The organism is Enterobacter sp. DN, assembly GCF_046054285.1.
GTDB classification, from domain to species: domain Bacteria; phylum Pseudomonadota; class Gammaproteobacteria; order Enterobacterales; family Enterobacteriaceae; genus Enterobacter; species Enterobacter hormaechei_C.
In genome coordinates this window covers 148,521-168,742 of record NZ_JBJJTG010000001.1, presented here as the reverse complement: position 1 = coordinate 168,742, position 20,222 = coordinate 148,521, and the positions used below count along the sequence as shown (strand labels likewise).

General features: G+C 60.5%; 1 protein-coding gene and 2 pseudogenes. All 3 read right to left on the bottom strand.

Features of this window, described 5'->3' with window-relative positions; genetic code table 11:
• Nucleotides 1-33: 33 nt before the first annotated feature.
• Nucleotides 34-17,691 (bottom strand): annotated as a pseudogene (locus tag ACJTMZ_RS00730) (Ig-like domain-containing protein); the annotation flags it as partial.
• A 3-nt stretch (nt 17,692-17,694) separates the two neighbouring features.
• Nucleotides 17,695-18,039 (bottom strand): annotated as a pseudogene (locus ACJTMZ_RS00725) (BapA/Bap/LapF family prefix-like domain-containing protein); the annotation flags it as partial.
• Nucleotides 18,040-18,160: 121 nt separating this feature from the next.
• On the bottom strand, nt 18,161-19,498 hold the full coding sequence (locus ACJTMZ_RS00720; protein WP_023303703.1) for a TolC family outer membrane protein: 1,338 nt from the start codon (nt 19,496-19,498) through the stop codon (nt 18,161-18,163).
• Between the last annotated feature and the right edge of the window lie 724 nt (nt 19,499-20,222).

Below are 20,222 nucleotides of genomic sequence, written 5' to 3'. Positions count from 1 at the left end.
AAGGCCGCGAGGATCGCTCCCCGCGGCGTTGTTTTACGCAATTAACAGTTGATGATTGGCCAACAGCGTCGCCAGATCCGTCTGCACGCCGTTCAGCGTTACCAGCGTGGTGGGCGTGAACTGACCGCCCGTCTCGTCCAGGTCAACCTGGATCTCGGTGTTGCTGCCGTTTTGCACAACGCGGATGTAGTCGGCGATGTTGCCCGCTCTGCTGTCCAGCGTCGCCACGCCGTTCACGTAGCTCGCCGAGCCGGTGCCGGTATAGTCGCTGTCGGAAAGCAGGTCGCGCAGATCGATACGGTCCGTATCCGCCGTCCCTTCCCAGGTGCCGACGGTAAAGCCGTTCACCACATCGCTACCGTTGCCGCCCGTCGCGTCAGACGCGTTGATCAGCTTATAGAGCAACGTATCGTGACCGCCGCTGCCGATGTTGAAGGTGTCGTTCCCGCCCCGGCCTTCGAACTGGTTATCACCGCTGTTGCCGGTGATCACGTCGTCATAGTCGGAGCCGTTAATCCCTTCAATATTCAACAACCGCGTGGTACCGAATCCGGTGTCCTGCGCCGTTGAGAGGCGCAAATCAACGGTTATCCCAGAGGTGGCATTACGATAATCCACCACGTCCATGCCGCCGGTATTGCTCCAGGTGTCGTAGTCGGAATGGGTATTCCAGCCGCCGGAGCCGTTATAGGTATAGGTCCCATCCTCTGCGATAAAGGTGTCGTTATACCCGGTACCGGTGATGGTTCCGCTGTGGCCGCCGGTGGCCGCTTCGGCGGTGAGAACATAACCCTCTTTGCCGTTGCCCGCGTCCAGGCCGGTCCAGGTGACGTTATCCGAGACGCCGTTGGTGATCTTCACGATCTCCGCCGAGTAGGTTTCGTTCGGATCCAGCCCGTAGAAACTCACCAGCGCAGAGGTATCGTTCGAGCCAATGCCGGACTGAGCGTTGATGATCTGCGAGGCCACCAGCACGCCCGCAGCGTTATACAGATTGACCGTATTGCCGTAGTACGCGTTGATGCCTTCGCTATCGACAATGTGCAGATGCATCGCGGTACCGTCAGCGATCTCCGCATTGTTCTGCACCAGCACCACCTTACCGTTCTGCTGAGACACCAGCAGATCCTGCGCACCGTCCCAGTTGTAGTCCACCGCGGCGACACCAGTGACGTTGGCCAGCCCAGAAGCCAGCTGGCTTGAAGTCCAGGTTGAGCCGTAGCCGTTGTTGGTGAACAGGGTCGCCGTCTGTGAGCTGCCGTAGGTGCTGAGCTTGATGATGTCCATCTGCCCGTCACCGTTCCAGTCTACCGCCACCGACAGATAGCCCGCCGTGGCGTTAGAGGCTTCCACCGCGCTTTTGGTCGTGGAAAGCTGCCCGGTACCGTCGTTGTAGTAAATCACCCCGCCGTTGTTGTTGTAGCTGCTGCCGAGGTACAGATCCATGTAGCCATCGCCGTTAAAGTCCGCCCACGTCATGGAGGCCGCCGTGGTGGTATTCGAGGCGTTGGCCACAAACACGTTAGTCAGGTTCTGGCCAATGGAAAGCGTACCGTTCCCGTTGTTGTTAATCACGGTGAGCGAGTACGCCCCGCTGCGGTTGGTGTGCTGCACGATGTCCACGGTACCGTCGTTGTTCAGGTCGACGCCGGAGATTTCACGCCCGGAATCGAACTGGCCGTAGAATCCACCTTCCCCGCCGGTGCCGTCCGGCGACAGAACGCCGTTGGTATTCACCAGGTAGGTCAGGGAGTCCATACCGGCATCGCCGTACGCCAGATCAAGATAGCCATCGCCGGTTTTATCGTAGGCAATTACGCCGCCGTACCAGATGGTGGTTCCCATCGCCAGCTGGCTGGCGGTGTAGCTGCTGCCATCGTAGGTCCACATCACCTGCGTAGAGCCCGCGTAGGTGTTCTCCGTCGCAAAGATATCCTGCGTGCCGTTACGGTCAAAGTCAGCTGCCGTCTGGCTCACCACATAGTAGCTACGGGTGTTAGTTAACGTATTCCCGGCATAGGTTGAATCATCGCTGCTGGAATAAGACTGACCATTAGCAATGATATTCCACAGCCCGCTGCTGTTCATGCCGAGAGTCATGGTTGAGTTGTTGCTGTTCCCCGCAGTGGTCGCCCAGTCGGTATTCACCGAGGTGGTATCGATCACCAGGCTACCGGTTGCCGTACCGGTGGTGTTACCGTTGCCCGCGCTACTCTTCACCTGCGCGGTTACGTCGTAACTCGCCACACTCAGGGCATCGCTGTCCGGGATCTGTAGATACCAGGTATTGTGATCCGGGTCGACGACCACCGCACCGCCGGTCTGGGAGGTGTAGGTTTTCCCGTTCACCGTCACCACCAGATATTCACCGTTCACCAGGTCTGCGGAGACCGTACCGCTGACAATCGGCGTGGTATCCGAGGTGGTCTGGGCAGTAATCGCCGCGGTGGTGGTCGGGATGCTGGTATCGACGTTCAGCACAAAGCCATCCGATTCCGTGTAGTTACCGGCTTTGTCGGTGACGCGCAGAATGTAGGTGTGATTCCCGTCGAGCAGGCCGTTGTCCTGATAGGACCAGCTTGCGCTGCCGTTCATCGTGACCTGACCCAGCAAGATCCCGTCCCGGTAAAGCTGCACGATTTCGCCATCTTCCGGAGCGCGGTTAAGCGTACCGTTGATCAGCGGCGAGGTATCGTCCGTCGCGACTGATGCGCCGTACGTGCCCGTACGTTCACCTTCCCCGTCGGTATAGCTGACCACCGTTCCCACCGTGTCAGGCGGCGTGGTATCAACCGTTACCACCTGCGAAGAGGTTGAGCCGACGTTGCCCGCCTGGTCGATGATCCGCACCTGGTAGGTGTAATCCCCGTCCGCCAGATCGCGGGTATCCGTATAGCTCCAGCGCTGGTTAGTGACGGTAGTGTCAATCCAGGTATTACCGCCGTCGAGGCTGATCTGTACGCGCTCGTCGCTGGCCAGGGCGCTGCCCAACGAGCCGTTGATCGTCAGCGAGGTGTCCATGGTGATGAAATCACTCCCGGACTGCCCGGTATCTTCGCTGATGCTGTCAATGGTGATGCCGTACTGCGGCGCCTGGGTATCCACCGTCACGTCCTGCGTGGTGGTGGCCCCGACGTTGCCCGCCTGATCGACAACCCGCACCTGATAGCGGTAGTCGCCGTCGGCCAGGGTGCGGGTGTCGTTATAACTCCACCGGGTGCCGCTTACCGTGGCGTAAACCCAGGTGGTGCCGCCATCCATGCTCACCTGCACATACTCACCCGCCCCGAGTTCGGCCCCGAGCGTCCCGTTGAGCGTGTACGAGGTCGAACTGGTCAGGAAGTCGTTATTGTCGAAGCCGGTATCGACGGTGATGTTATCCACGGTCACCGTAATCGCCGCATCCGGCGCGACCGTATCGACCGTCACCTGCTGATGAGCGCTGGCACCTACGTTGCCTGCCGCATCCACTACGCGAACGTAGTAGTCATAGGTCTGGTTACCCAGCGTGCGGCCGTCCACGTAGTACCAGCTGTTGCCAGTGACGATCACGTTCTGCCAGGTGACCCCGCCGTCGATGCTGATCTGGGCATATTCGCCGTCGGCCAGCGTTGCGCCGAGCGAGCCGTGCAGCGTCAGGGAGGTATCATTGGTGATAAAGTCGCTGCTGCTCAGGCCGGTATCGTCGCTGATGCTGTCGATAGCGATCGTTTTGCTGGCGTCCGGCGCGACGGTATCAATGGTCACCACCTGGCTGGTAGTGGCGCTGATATTCCCCGCGTCGTCAATCACCCGCAGCTGATAGTTGTAGTCTCCGTCGGCCAGCGTGCGGCCGTCAACGTAGGTCCAGCTCAGGCCGCTGACGCTCACGTCAGTCCAGGTTGCGCCACCGTCGAGGCTGATCTGAGCGTGGTCGCCGCTGCCCAGGGCCGCGCCGAGCGTCCCTTTCAGGCTGATCTGGTTGTCGCTGGTAATAAAGTCGCTGTCGGACAGGCCGGTATCCTGCGAGACGGAATCCACGGTAATAGTCGCCGCCGCAGGCTTCGTCAGATCGATTACCACGTCCTGGCTGTCCGTTGCCCCAACGTTGCCTGCATTGTCGATCACGCGCACCTGGTACTGGTACGTACCGTCGGTCAGGGTACGGCCATCGGTGTAGCGCCAGGTGGTGCCGGTGACGGTCAGGTCAATCCAGGTGGTACCGCCGTCAAGGCTGATCTGCGCCTTCTCGTTATTGCCGAGCTGCGCGGTCAGGGAACCATTCACCACCACCTGGCTGTCGTTGGTGATGAAGTCATTCGCACTGAGGCCGGTATCGTTTTGCAGGGAATCAATGCTGATCCCCATCGACGGTGCGGTGAGATCCACGGTAACGGTATGGTTATCGCTGGCGCTGTTGCCGATGGCGTTGCTCACCTGCGCGTTAATCACGTACGAACCGCCGTCCGCCAGCGCGGTCACGTCTGCGCTGCCGACCGTATAGCTCCAGGTGCCGTCATTTAGAACGGTAGCCGTGTAGGTTTTACCGTTAAGCGTAATGGTCACCGTCTGGCCCGTTGGCGCATCGGTGGTGCCGCTGATAACCAGCGGCGTGCCGTGCTCGGCGGCGTTGACGATATCATCCTGCGCAAAGGTGTTAATGGCGATGGTCGGCACGTCACCGTTCAGCGTCACGTCGTGCGTTGCGCTGCCCGGGTTACCTGCCTTATCGCTCACCGTAGCCGTAATGGTGTAATCCCCGTCGCTCAGTCCGAGGAAGTCGCGTCCCGGTACGAAGACGGACCAGGAGCCATTCGCCGCCACGGTCGCCTGATAGCTGTGGCCGTTGAAGGAGACGGTCACCGTCTGGCCCTGTTCCGCGGTGGTGGTCCCGCTGATGGTCTGGCCCGCCAGCTGCTCGGCGTTGTTGACGATATCGTCATCGGCCACGGTGCTGATGGTCACGGTTGGCGCCACGGTATCGACCGTTAAGGTATGCGTGGTCTGGCCGTTATTACCCGCCTTGTCGTTCACCGACGCGGTGACCGTCAGCGCGCCTTCGCTCAGGTTGGCAAGATCGGCGGCCGGGACGTCGAGCGTCCAGGTGCCGTCGTTTGCCACAAGCGCAGTGTAGGTTTTCCCGCCCAGCGTGACGGTCACCGTCTGGCCTGCTTCCGCGCTGGAAGAGCCGTGTACGGTGAGCGGCTGTTGGGCTTCCGCCGCGTTCAGCACGTCGTCGCCCGACAGCGTATTGACGCTGATGACCGGCGCGGTGGTGTCAACGCTGATGCTGTGCGTCGCCGAGGCGCTGTTGCCCGCGCTGTCCTGCGCGGTAACAGAGACCTGATAGCTCGCGCCGTCGGCCAGTGCGCCCACGTCTGCCGCTGGTACCGTTGTGCTCCAGGAACCGTCGCTCTGAACGGTGGCCGTGTAGGTCTTGCCGTTCAGGGTCACGGTGACCTGGGTGCCGCTGGCGAATTGCGCGCTTGAGCCGTTAATCACCAGCGAGTTACCCGCTTCTGCCGCGTTGATCACGTCATCGCCGCTGAGGGTGTTGACGGTCAGCACAACCGATGCGGTGTTGACCACCACGTCGTGGGTCTGGGTGCTGCGGTTGCCCGCGCTGTCGGTAATGGTCGCGCTGAGGGTCACGGTGCCGTCGGTCAGGGCGGAAATCACGCTGGCCGGAACGCCTACGCTCCAGTAACCGCTGGCGTCAACGGTAGTGGTGTACTGGTTCGAACCGATGGTGATGACCAGCTTATCGCCGACGCTCGCGCCGGTTGCGGTACCGCTGACGATCTGCGCCTGCCCGTGCTCAACGCTGTTGATGACGTCATCGCCCGCTACGACGTTAAAGCTAACGGTCGGCGGCGTGGTATCGAGCGTAATCGCTTTGCCCGCGCTGCCCGGGTTACCCGCGGCGTCACTCACGCTCACCTGCACGGTGTAGCCGTTATCCGCCAGAGTGGACAGATCGGCGGCCGGCACGTTAATGCTCCAGACGCCGCCCTGCTGAACCTGCGCGGTATAGCTATTGCCGCCGAGGGTGACGGTCACCGTCTGGCCGACTTCAGCCGTGGTGGTGCCGGAAATGGCCACGCCCGCAGCCGCTTCGCTGCCGTTGATCACGTTGTCGCCGGCTACCGTGTCAATGGTCACGGTTGGCGCCGTGGCATCCACGCTGTACTCCCGGCCCGCAGACGCGCTGTTGCCGTTCACATTGGTCACGCTCACCTGCACGCTGGCGTCGCCGTCTTTCAGACCCGCAAGATCCGAGGAAGGCACGGTGGCCGTCCAGTTGCCGTCGGCATCGACTTTGGCGGTGTACGTCTTGCCGCCGAAGGTGACGGTAACGGTCTGGTTTTCCTCTACGTTCGAGGTGCTGCCGGACAGCACCAGATCCGCGCCTTTTTCTGCCGCGTTAATCACGTCGTCGGTAGCAATCGCATCAATACTGATAGCGACTGCCGCCAGATCCACCGTCACGTCATGACTGATGGTCACCGGATTGCCCGCCGCGCTCTGGCCTGCAACGGTCACGGTAACCGTGCCCGCAGCCAGGGCCCCGACGTCTGCTGCCGGGATCGCCGCGCTCCAGGTACCGTCTGCCAGCACGGAGGCCGCATAGGTTTTGCCATTGACGGTCACGGTGAGCGTAGTGCCTGCCGCCAGTCCGTCGCTGGAGCCGGTGACAATCAGGTTCTGTCCATGCTCGATGCTGTTAATCACATCGTCGCCCGCGACGGTATCCACGCGCAGGCCCGGCAGGCTGGCGTCGATAGTGATATCGCGCTCGCCCGTTCCCGTATTGCCATGGTCATTAGTGACGGTTGCTGACACCGTTAAATCGCCATTGCCCAGCGCGGTCAGGACGGATTCCGGCACGTTAACGGACCAGGTCAGATCGCTCTGCACCGTCGCGGTATAGGTGTTGCCGCCGATGTTCACCGTCACGGTGTTACCGATGTCCGCGTTCGCCACCTTACCGGTAATGGTCTGGCCTGCGGCCACTTCCGCCGCGTTGATGACGTTGTCCCCCGCCACGGTGTTGATGGTGACGGTTGGCAGCGCGGTATCGACAAGCAGGTTCGCCGTAGTGCTGATGCTGTTGCCCACGCCGTTGGTGGCCGTCGCGCTCAGGGTGTAGCTGGCTTCACCGAGGCCTGACAGATCCGCAGCCGGAACCGTCAGGCTCCAGGTGCCGTCTGCCGCAGTCGTCGCCGTGTAGTTTTTACCGTTCAGGGTCACGGTGACCACGGTGCCTTCCGCCAGGTTGGCGCTGGTGCCGTTGACGCTCAGATCCTGGCCTTTTTCTACCGCGTTCAGGACGTTGTCATCGCTGATGGCGTTGAAGCTGACCGACGGCAGACCGGTATCGACGGTCACATTATGCGTGCCGCTGCCGGTATTGCCCGCCGCGTCGGTGACTGACGCAGTGACGGTCACGCTGCCGTCGCTGAGGCCTGAAATCACATTCGCCGGAACGCCCACGCTCCAGTTACCCGCCGCATCCAGCACGGTGGTGTACGACTGACCGCCGATGGTGACGGTGACGGTGTCGCCCGCCGCCGCGCCGGTCGCGGAGCCGCTGACGATCTGCGCCTGATTGTGTTCAGCCACGTTAATCACATCGTCACCTGCAACGGTGTGGATGGTCACCGCAGGTACGGTGACGTCCACCGTCAGGGTGTGGTCAACCGACGCCGGGTTACCCGCCTTGTCGCTGACTGAGGCGGTGACCGTCACGCTGCCGTCGGTTAATCCTGCCAGACCCGCCGCCGGAACGTTCAGCGTCCAGCTGCCGTTCGCGCTGACGGTTGTGGTGTAATCTTTGCCGTTCAGCGATACGGTCAGCGTCTGGCCTGCTTCGGCGGTACTGGTGCCGGAGATTGCCAGGTCTGACTGAGCTTCCGTGGCGTTCAGGATATCGTCGGTGGCAATCGTGTTGATGGTCACGGACGGCGCGGTAGCATCCACGCTGTACTCACGGCCCGCCGAGGCGCTGTTGCCGTTCACGTTGGTGACGCTCACCTGCACGCTGGCGTCGCCATCCTTCAGGCCAGCCAGATCCGCTGACGGCACGGTGTAAGTCCAGTTGCCGCTGTCGTCCACGGTGGTGGTGTAGATCCTGCCGTTCAGACTGATGGTCACGGTCTGCCCGGCTTCCACGTTGGTGGTCACACCGGACAGTACCAGATCCGCGCCCTTCTCCGCCGCGTTAATCACGTCGTCGGTGGCAAGCGCATTGATGCTGATGGCAACGGTAGCCAGATCCACGGTCACGTCGTGGCTGATGGTGATCGGATTACCCGCCGCGCTGTCACCGGTAACGCTGATTTTCACGGTGCCTTCCGGCCACGCGCTCACGTCGGCGGACGGGATCGCCGCGCTCCAGGTGCCGTCTGCCAGTACCGTTGCCGCATAATCTTTACCGTTGACGGTAACCGTCAGCGCCGTGCCCGCCGTCAGGCCGTCGCTGGAGCCTGAAACAACCAGGTTCTGCGCGTGCTCGATGGTGTTGACCACGTCGTCACCCGCCACGGTATTCACGCGCAGGCCCGGCAGGTTAGCGTCGATAGCGATCTCGCGTTCGCCGGTGCCGGTGTTGCCGTGGCCGTTGGTGACGGTCGCCGTCACGCTCAGGCTGCCGTTGCCGAGTGCGGTCAGCACGTCAGACGGCACGTTGACGGACCAGGACAGATTATTCTGCACCGTTGCGGTGTAGCTGTGGCCGCCGATAGTCACGGTCACGGTGTTGCCCGCTTCGGCATTCGCCACGGTGCCACTCAGTGTCTGGCCTGCCGCCACTTCCGCCGCGTTGATGACGTTGTCGCCCGCCACGGTGTTGATGGTGACGGTTGGCAGCGCGGTGTCGACAAGCAGGTTCGCAGAACTGCTCACGCTGTTGCCAACGCCGTTGGTGGCCGTCGCGTTCAGGGTGTAACTGGCCTGACCGAGACCGGCCAGATCCGCAGCCGGAACCGTCAGGCTCCAGGTGCCGTCTGCCGCAGTTGTCGCCGTGTAGTTTTTACCGTTCAGGGTCACGGTGACCACGGTGCCTTCCGCCAGGTTGGCGCTGGTGCCGCTGACGCTCAGATCCTGGCCTTTTTCAACGGCGTTCAGGACGTTGTCATCGCTGATGGCGTTGAAGCTGACCGACGGCAGACCGGTATCGACGGTCACATTATGCGTGCCGCTGCCGGTATTGCCCGCCGCGTCGGTGACTGACGCAGTGACGGTCACGCTGCCGTCACTGAGGCCGGAAATGACGCTGGCCGGAACGCCCACGCTCCAGTTACCCGCCGCATCCAGCACGGTGGTATAAGTCTGGCCGCCGATCGTGACGGTGACCTTATCGCCCGCCGCCGCGCCGGTGGCGGAGCCGCTGATAATCTGCGCCTGATTGTGTTCAGCCACGTTAATCACGTCGTCGCCTGCCACGGTGTGGATGGTCACTGCCGGAACGGTGACGTCCACCGTCAGGGTGTGGTCCACCGACGCCGGGTTACCCGCCTTGTCGCTGACGGCCGCGGTCACGGTGACGCTGCCGTCGGTTAATCCTGCAAGGTCAGCTGCCGGCACGTTCAGCGTCCAGCTGCCGTTCGCGCTGACGGTTGTGGTGTAATCTTTGCCGTTCAGCGATACGGTCAGCGTCTGGCCTGCTTCGGCGGTGCTGGTGCCAGAGATTGCCAGGTCTGACTGCGCTTCCGTGGCGTTCAGGATATCGTCGGTGGCAATCGTGTTGATGGTCACGGACGGCGCGGTAGCATCCACGCTGTACTCGCGTCCCGCAGACGCGCTGTTGCCGTTCACGTTGGTGACGCTGACCTGCACGCTGGCGTCGCCGTCTTTCAGACCGGTCAGATCCGCAGACGGCACCGTGGCGGTCCATTTACCCTCAGCGTCCACCGTGGCGGTGTAGTTCTTGCCGCCGAAGGTGATGGTGACGTTCTGGTTTTCTTCGACGTTCGAGGTGGTGCCGGAGAGCACCAGATCCGCACCCCTCTCGGCGGCGTTGATCACGTCATCGGAAGCGATGGCGTCAATGCTGATGGCGACGTTTGCCAGATCCACCGTCACATCATGGTTGATAGTCACAGGATTGCCCGCGCTGCTCTGGCCTTCAACGTTCACGGTGACCGTGCCTGCGGCAAGGGCACTCACGTCCGCAGAAGGGATCGCCGCGCTCCAGGTGCCGTCTGCCAGCACGGTAGCCGGATAGGTTTTACCGTTTACGGTGACGGTCAGCGCCGTACCCGCCGTCAGGACGTCGCTTGAACCCGTGATAATCAGATTCTGCCCGTGTTCGATGCTGTTAATCACGTCATCGCCCGCTACGGTGTCCACGCGCAGGCCCGGCAGATTCGCGTCGATAGTGATATCGCGCTCGCCGCTGCCGCTGTTGCCCACGCCGTTCGTGACGCTGGCGGTCACGGTCAGATCGCCATTGCCCAGCGCGGCGAGCACAGATTCCGGTACGCTGACGGACCAGGTGAGATTGTCCTGTACCGTTGCGGTGTAGCTGTGGCCGCCAACAGACACAGTCACGGTGTTGCCCGCTTCGGCATTCACCACTGTGCCGCTAATGGTCTGGCCGGTTGCCAGCTCCGCTGCGTTGATCACGTCGTCGCCCGCCACGGTGTTGATGATGACGCCAGGCAGCACGGATTCCACGTTCACGGTGTGCGAGGTGCTGGAGCTGTTGCCGACGCTGTCCGTCGCGGAGGCCGACACGGTGTAAAGCGCTTCACCCAGTTGCCCCACCTCGCTCGCCGGAACGGTTGTGGTCCATTGGCCATTGGTGTCCACCGTGGCGCTGTACGCTTTGCCGTTGAGCATCACGGTGACCACCGCGCCCGCTGCCAGCCCGGAAGCCGTACCTGTGATGGTCAGATCCTGCGTTTTCTCGCTGCTGTTGATCACATCGTCACCGGACACGGTGTCAATGGTCAGCACCGGCGCGGTGAGGTTGACTTCAACCTCGTGCGTTGTGCTGTTGCTGTTTCCGGCTTTATCGGTCAGCGCCGCGGTGATGGTGTAATCCCCGGCGGCCAGGGCACTCACGTCCGCCGCAGGCACGCCCACGCTCCACCTGCCGGAAGTGTCCAGCGTCGCGGTGTAATCTTTGTTATTGATGGTGACGGTCACCACGTCGCCCGCCGCCGCACCGGTCACGGAACCGGTGACAATCAGCGCCTGCGCGTGCTCGGCGCTGTTGATCACGTCGTCGTCGGAAACGGTGTTAATGGTCAGCTGTGGCACCGTGGTATCCACCAGCACATCGCGGTCCGCCGAGGCCGGGTTACCCGCCTTATCCGCGACGGCTGCCGTGATGGTGTAATCGCCGTCGGTAATCGCGCCGATATCCGCAGACGGTACGGTGACGCTCCAGCTGCCGTTCGCCTGTACGGTGGTGGTGTAGTCCACGCCGTTCAGCGTCACGGTCACGGTCTGGCCCGCTTCGGCGTTGGAGACACCGTTAACGACCAGATCCTGCTGCGCTTCGGCCGCGTTGATGATGTTGTTGTCGCTGACGATCTCGATGGACACCGTCGGCGCGGTGGCGTCCACGCTGTACTCGCGGCCCGCCGAGGCGCTGTTGCCGTTCACGTTGGTGACGCTGACCTGCACGCTGGCGTCGCCGTCTTTCAGTCCGCCCAAATCGGCAGACGGTACGGTCGCCGTCCAGTTGCCGCTGGCATCCACCGTCGCGGTGTACAACTTGCCGCCGAAGGTGATGGTAACGGTCTGGTTTTCTTCCACGTTGGTGGTCGAGCCAGACAGCACCAGGTCCGCGCCTTTCTCAGCCGCGTTGATTACGTCGTCCGAGGCAATCGGATTAATGCTGATGGCGACTGCCGCCAGATCCACTTTCACGTCGTGGCTGATGGAAACCGGGTTACCCGCCGCGCTCTGGCCGTCAACGGTCACGGTGATCGTGCCTGCGCTCAGCGCGCCGACGTCCGCCGCCGGAATAGCCGCCGTCCAGGTGCCGTCCGCCAGCACGGTTGCCGCGTAGGTTTTGCCGTTGACGGTGACCGTCAGCGCCGATCCGCTCGCCAGCCCGTCGCTGGAGCCGGTGATAATCAGGTTTTGACCATGTTCGATGCTGTTGATCACATCGTCGCCTGCTACGGTATCCACGCGCAGGCCCGGCAGGCTGGCATCAATCGTGATGTCGCGTTCGCCGGTGCCGGTGTTGCCGTGGCCATTGGTCACGCTCGCAGTTACGGTGAGATCGCCGTTACCGATAGCGGTTAAGACGTCAGACACCACGTTAACCGACCAGCTCAGGTCGTCCTGAACCGTCGCGGTATAGGTGCTGCCCCCGATACCGATCGTGACAGTGTCACCGCTCGCCGCGCCGCTCACTTTCCCGCTCAGGGTTTGTCCGGAAGCCACTTCCGCCGCGTTAATCACGTCGTCGGTGGCAACCGCATTAATGGTGACCTGCGGCAGCGCGCTGTCGACCAGCACGCTATGGCTGGTATTCGCGCTATTACCCGCGGTATCGGTCACGCTGGCCGTCACGCTGTAGCTCGCTTCGCCCAGTACCGAGACGTTTGCAGCCGGAACGGTGACGCTCCAGTTACCGCTGGCATCGGTGGTGGCGGCGTAACTGATACCGTTCAGGGTTACGGTGATGCGGGTCCCGTCCGGCTGGTTGCTGGTGCCGGAGATCAACAGGTCCTGGCCTTTTTCGGTCGCGTTGATCACGTCGTCAACCGCCAGGGTATTGATGGCAATCACCGGCGTGGTCAGGGAGACGTCAAACGCGTGCGTCGCGCTGGTGCTGTTGCCCGCTTTATCGGTGAGTGTGGCGGAGATCGTCTGATCGCCGTTAGCCAGCGCGCCCACGTCCGTCGCCGGAACGCCCACGCTCCAGTTGCCGGACGCATCCAGCATCGCGGTGTAGTCTTTCCCGTTCAGGCTCAGGGTAATCACATCGCCCGCCTGCGCGCCCGTCACCTTGCCGGTGACAATCAGCGCCTGGCCGTGCTCGGCAATATTAACAATGTCGTCGCCCGCCACAATGTTGAAGGTAATCTGCGGCACGGTAGTGTCGACCAGCACGGACGCCCCCGCGCTGGCCGGGTTGCCCGCTTTATCGGACACGGTCACCGTGACCGCCGCGCTGCCGTCGGCGATCCCCGCCAGATCCGCCGCCGGAACGTCCAGCGTCCAGCTGCCGTTCGCCTGCACCTGGGCGGTGTACTGATTGCCGTTGAAGGTCACGGTGACCGTCTGGCCTGCTTCGGCAGTAGACGTCCCGCTCAGGGTCAGATCCTGCGCCGCCTCTGCCGCATTCAGCATGTTGTCGCCGCTGATGGTGTTGATGGTGACCGCTGGCGCGGCGGTATCGACGCTGAATGCCTGCGAGGAAGAGGCCGCGTTGCCGTTCACGTTGGTGACGCTGACCTGTACGCTGGCGTCGCCGTCCTTCAGGCCGCTCAGATCGGCAGCCGGTACGGTGCAGGTCCAGTCGCCGTTGGCATCGACCATCGTGGTCCAGGTTTTACCCGCAAAGATAATGGTAACGGTCTGGCCCGCTTCAACGTTCGAGGAGGAGCCGGACAGCACCAGATCCTGGCCTTTTTCTGCCGCGTTAAGCACGTTGTCGTCCGTCACGCTGTTGATGCTTATCGCCACCGGGGCGAGATCGACATCCACAACGGTACCGATATTCACCGGGTTGCCGGAGGTATCCTGCGCGCTGGCGCTGATGGTGAGCGACCCGTCCGCCCACCGGGAGACGTCGGCAGCCGGAACCGCAGCCTGCCAGGTGCCATCCGCCAGTACCGAGGCGGAATAACTCTTGCCGTTGATGGTCACGGTGACGGTGCTACCCGCCGCCAGGTCGGTGCTGGTGCCGGAGATAACCAGGTTCTGCGCGTGTTCAATAACGTTAATAACGTCGTCACCGGCGACGGTATCAATGCGCAGGCCGGGCAGCTGGGCGTCAATGGTGACATCCAGGGAAGACGATCCGGTATTGCCGTGCGCGTTTGTCACGCTGGCCGATACGGTCAGGTCGCCGTTACCGAGCGCGGTTAACTGACTCTGGGTTAACGGCAGGCTCCAGGTGAGATCGTCCTGTACGGTGGCCGTGTATGTCTGCCCGCCGAGGATAATCGTGACGGTATCGCCCGATGCCGCGTTAGAAACCTTTCCGGTCAGGGTTTGCCCTGCGGCCACTTCCGCCGCGTTGACGATATTGTCGCCCGCGAAGTTGTTGAGGGTAACAACCGGCAGCGAGCTGTCCACCAGCACATCGTGCGTGGCAGCGGCGCTGTTGCCCACATTATCGGTGACGCTCGCCGTCACGGTGTAATTGGCTTCACCCAGCGCGCTCACCGCAGAAGCGGGGACGGTAACGCTCCAGTTGCCGCTGGCGTCGGTGGTGGCGGTGTAGTTGATACCGTTCAGATTAACGGTGATGGTGGTTCCTTCCGGCTGGTTGCTGGTACCGGAAAGCAGCAGATCTTCGCCCTTCTCTGCCGCATTGATCACGTCATCCGCGGCCAGCGTGTTAATACCGATAACGGGCGTCACAGTATTGACCACCACATCCACTGAACTGCTGCCGGTGTTGCCGGATTGGTCGGTCACGGAGACGTTAATGGTCCAGGTGCCGTCCGTCAGCCCCTGAACGACGGACGCAGGCAGGCCGAGGCTCCAGTTGCCTGCCGCATCCACCACGGTGGTGTAGTCCACGTTACTGATGGTGATGGTGACCAAATCGCCCGCCGCCGCGCCGGTGACGGAGCCGCTCAGGATCTGCGCCTGAGCATGGGCCAGCTGGTTAACGGTGTTGGTGTCGGTGACGAAATCGTTGATGGTCACCTGCGGCACGGTGGCATCCACCAGCCCAACGCGGTCCGCGCTGCTGCTGTTGCCCGCCACGTCACTGACGGTGGCCGTCACGGTGACATTGCCATCGGTCAGCGCGCCTACGTCGGCGGCAGGCACGTTCAGCTGCCAGCGACCGTCCGCCTGTACCGTGGTCTGGTAAGATTTACCGTTCAGCGTCACGGTGACCGTCTGGCCCGCTTCAGCGGTTGTGCTGCCGCTGAGCACCAGATCCTGCTGCGCTTCTGCCGCATTAATGATGTTGTCGTCGGTCAGGTTATCAAGCGTAATGGCTGGTGGCTGCGTATCGACGATCACCACGCGTGAGGCGTCCGCGCTGTTGCCGTTGACGTTAGTCACGCTGACGCTCACCTGCGCACGCCCGTCGATCAGCGTTTCCATCGCGCTCGCCGGAACGGTCAGGTGCCAGGAGCCGTCCTGCTGCACCTGTGCAGTAAAGGTTTGATCCGCGAATTTCACCACCACGGTCTGCCCGGCCTCCACGCCCTGCGTCTGACCAGAAAGCGTGACATCCGCACCTTTTTCCGCCGCGTTGAGCATATCGTCAGTGGTTACGGTATCGATGGTGACGGCCACCGCATTCAGGTCAAGCTCGATCGGGTGTTCAGCCGCCACGGTATTGCCCCAGGCATCTTCCGCGCTGACGCTGACGGTCATGCCTCCCGCCGTCCATGCCTGAAGGTCCGCCGCCGGCACGCCAATCTGCCAGTTGCCGCTGGCGTTAACCGTGGTGACGTATTCGACATTATTGATGGTAACGGTGATCTGTGTGCCTTCGGCCAGATGAGTGCTGGAGCCGGTTACGGCCAGATCCTGCTGCTGCTCGATGGCGTTAATCACGTCATCGCCAGAGATCGTGTTCACGCGCAGGCCCGGCAGTTCGGCGTTGATGTTGATATCACGTTCGCCGGTGCCGGTATTGCCGTGCGCATTGGTGACAGAGGCGCTGAAGGTTAAATCGCCGTCGCCAAACGCCTGGAGGTCGGCCGATGGGATCGTCACGCTCCATTTGAGGTCGCTGCCAACCGTTGCGGTGTAGCTCTTGCCGCCCACGGTGACAGAGACGGTATCGCCCGCCGCCGCGCCGGTGACGCGTCCACTGAGGGTTTGGTCAACCGCCGCTTCGGCGTTATTGACCAGGTTATCCCCGGCAAAGGTGTTGACGATCACCTGCGGCAGCACGGTGTCTACCAGCAGATTCGCCTCGGCGGAGCCGCTGTTACCCACGCTGTCGGTGCCGCTGACGCTGACGGTGTAAAGGGTATTCGCCAGATCCAGCACGTCGGAAACCGGCACCTGAACGGACCAGCGACCGTTCTCAACGGTGGCCTGATAGTTAACGTTGTTCAGCGTCACGGTGACAGCGCTGCCGTTCGGCAGATTACTGGTCCCGCTCAGGCTCAGGGGCTGCATGGCCTCCTGCGCATTCAGGACGTTATCCTGGCTGATGGGGTCAAGGGTAAATTCCGGCGGGTTGCCGCTCAGCGTAATGCCGTGCGTCGCGCTGCCGGTGTTGCCCGCCGCATCGGTCACGGAGACCGAAATGCTGTGGCTACCTTCCCCCAGCGCGCCAATGACGGAGGCAGGCACGCCGACGCTCCAGCTGCCGTCCGCCTGGACGGCACCGGTAAAGGTCTTGCCGCCAACGGTCACGGTGACAATGTCGCCCTCCGCCGCGCCGTTCGCCTGGCCGGAAATAATCTGCGCCTGCCCCTGCTCGCTGGTGTTCAGAATGTCGTCGCCCGCGACGGTGTTGATAGTGACCACTGGCGCTGCGGTATCGACCGTGAAATCGGCGGTGGTGGATGACCCGTTACCCGCTTTGTCGCTGACGTTTACCGTCAGGGTGTGCTCGCCGTTAGCCAGCGCCTGTACTTCACTGGCCGGAAGCGTAACGGACCAGCTGCCGTCGCTGCCCACGGTCGCCGTGTGATTTTTGCCGTTTAGCGTGACCGTCACAATCTGGCCCGCTTCCGCATCGGTTTTCCCGGTCAGCGTCAGCGGCTGATTATGTTCAGCCGCGTTGATGATGTTGTCCTGGGCGATCGTGTCGACAGAGATCACTGGCGAGGCGGTATCCACGCCAATCGTCTGGCTGCCGGACACGGTGTTGCCCGCCGCGTCTTTTCCGCTGACGTTGACCGTCCAGGTACCATCGCCCAGCGCCTGTGCGTCGGCAGCAGGGACCTTCACGCTCCATGCGCCGTTTGCCCCCACTTCTGCGGTATAGGTTTTACCGTTGAGCGTAACGGTAAGCGCCGTTCCCTGCGCCAGGTTTTTGCTGGTGCCGGACAGCGTAAAGCCAGCGGCCTGCTCGCTGGCGTTGATCACGTTATCGCCCGCCGTGGTGGCGAGCGTCACGCTGGTATCCGCTGTAGAAACGGTTACGGTAATACTGCCCGCAGAGGTCGTTTTACTGCCGTCGATCTGTACGACGGACCAGGTATGTTCCCCGTCCGCCTGGGTCGGGAGTGTTACCGTCCAGGTGCCGTCCTTCGCAACCATGGTGCTGGCGATGGTGCTGCCGTTGCCGTCTTTAACCTGAATGGTCGCGCCCGGCTGCCCGGTACCGCTAAAGGTTGGGGTGTTGTCATCCGTGACTTCTTTTGCACTCAGCACGCCCTGCTTGTCACCCGCGTTGTCCGTCAGCAAAAATGTCGGCGTGGCGCTTTCGACTTCTTTTGTATTATCAATAACCCTGGTTTTGGTTTCGCCATCGCCGCCGTGAGCCAGCAGTGCGCCGATCGCACCGCCCCCTAACGCCGCACCGGCAATCCAGCCCCACGGCGCATCGCTTAAGACGCTTCCCTGCTCCAGGAAAGGTTCAATGCTGCTAATGGGTGCAGCCTGGGCGGTTAATTCGGTGGCGGCAACGCCTGATGCTTCCCCGGCATCGGCAAATGAAATATGCGTCAGCTCCTGGTTATCGTTAAATACCAGCTCGGAATGATTATGGGTTTCCGTGTCTTCGACAAAATAATTATTGCAGCGGATCACGCTGCCATCTTTCATATAAATGAGGAGGTCATTCCCCTGGCGGACATAACGCACCACGTCCTGAGCAGAACCCTGAATTTCAATCACGCTCGGTGAGGAAATAGAGACCGAGAGATTCCCCTCTCCGGTTAATTTCGTCTTCTCTGCCGTTTTGCGAATGATGACATCAACAACTTTTGCGGTACTCATATTCTTCTCCTTGCAGGTGCGCGTATTCCTGTGGATATGTCCACCAGAGGGATGTAGCTATCCTTGGGAAAAATCACCCATTATTGTCTGACTTATTTCGCGCAGAAAGGCGCGCCTTTTTTTAACTTAAATCAGGTAATTTCGCGGCAGCGTTTTTCTCTATTCCGATAAGCGGCAAGAGATTATCCACCGCAGAGGCGTAATTAATCGCCGCACTCCAGCCATCGTATTCAGCCATTATTTTCGCTGAGGTGGCAGACCAGACATCCTGCTCCACGCTGAGCAGATCGTTAATGCTGCGCTTGCTCAGGGTATATTCATTTTTGTAGACATCGCGGGCGCGCAACGCATTTTCCAGCTGACGCTTCCCGGCTTCCATTCGTCCACGCGCCCCGGTCCAGTCGGCCTGTGCGACGGAGGCTTTTTGCAGGACATCAAAACGGGCCTGATCGACCTGGGACGATGCCATTGCCCTTGCGCCCTCGGCCTGACGGACGCGCGCCGAGACCGCGCCGCCCTGATAAAGCGGTGCGTCAATATTGAGCTGGATCTGATCATCCCAGTACGCGCGATTATCAGACTCATAGCGGGTGCGGCCCCCTTTCAGGCTTAAGGTCGGCCAGTGCTGAGACCTGGCGGTTTCTACCCCGTACTGGGCTGAACGCTCCATGTTCTGCGCGGCCATCACCGTTGGGATCAGTGAATAATCAATCCGGTTGAGAGAATCCGGCTCCACGGCCAGACCTCCCGGAACCGGTGAATAGCGTTCAGCCTGTATGCCAGTTAATACCGCCAGCCGCGCGCGGGCGCTGTTCAGAGACGCATTATACTGCTCTACCGTCGCCTGCATCCCGGCGATACGGGTGCGGGTCTGAAGCTCATCAGAGGTGGAGCTTACGCCAGCATCGGCGCGGAGTTTTGCCAGCTGCTCAACGTTTTTAAGCGCCTGCACGTTCTCTTTTGCCGCCTGCAACAGATCGCTGTAGCGTTTTACTTCCACATAGCTGAGGGCCGTTTTTTCCGCGACGGCAGACATCGTGCTCATCAGCTGGTAGCGATAGCTGTCACGCTGAGCTGAAGACTGGCTGATGCTGTTATTGGTCTTGCCAAAATCGTACACCAGCTGCGTCAGGCTCAGGCCCCAGGCTGCGGAATTTCGCAACGAGCCGCTTGAATCGGTGGTCTGGCTGTGACCCGTACTCCCGTTCAGGGCTATTTGTGGCATCCAGCCACTGCGCGCTTCGTCTATTTGTGCCTGGCCGATCCCCAGTTGCGCTGCCTGCTGGCTCACCGAGGGGTCGCGATCGAGAGCGAAAAGAATACTTTCTTTCATCGTCATTGCCGCAACGGGAGATATCCCCGCCTGGCCGTTATTTGCATTAGCCGCAGTCACCACCAGCGAAATTAAGGTCAGGGAGACAGATAATCTGAGCAACCTGTTATTGCATTTCATCTTCATAATATCCCCCGACTCCAGGTGATAGCCAAATAAATACCCAGGAAGAGGTACAAATAATCCTTCAGAAATCCCTCACCTCTTCTCGATTAATTTGGGTAATAGTTCCCCAAGCCCATTTCAATTGAGATGAGAGCCGTTCAATCTCTTTTTTTCTTTTAAGAATTTACTTAAATATTTATTGATTCGCAGCATAACAAAATGTGATATGAGCAACCACACCCGCAATGTTAATGCGGTGTTACAAATAAGAAAAAAGATGGGGTTTCTGGACAAAACGTTATAAAAGGCCTTTCAGATGAAACAAATAAACCCCCTGTAATATAAAGAAAATTCTAAAATGCCCCGGTGTACATTTTTGCGTTAATTTCACCCCGAATCAGACACAAAGATTTTCAAAGAAATGTCAACTTAAGTAATACACCGAATAAAATTGAATTATTTTACTTTAAAAATAAAAACTCATAGATATATGCACTAATTTATAATTACAAATTAGTTAAACATTCTGGTTAGAGCCAATAATCCGGCAGCTTAAGCCAAATTTTCAAGTAAAACATAGCGATAACAACATACCTAAAAGATACATACATGTTTTTGATGACTGATTAATGCGATATCAATAATCACATCATTAAACTGTTTTTGGATAACATCCCGCACCTGTCGCGATTCCCTTTCCTGCAAAATGCTGTAAACTGCAATTTATTGCGACATTTTGCAGGAT

Coding starts and splice junctions, on each gene's coding strand:
- ACJTMZ_RS00720 (WP_023303703.1), bottom strand. CDS start 19,498: ATGAAGATGAAATGCAATAACAGGTTGCTCAGATTATCTGTCTCCCTG.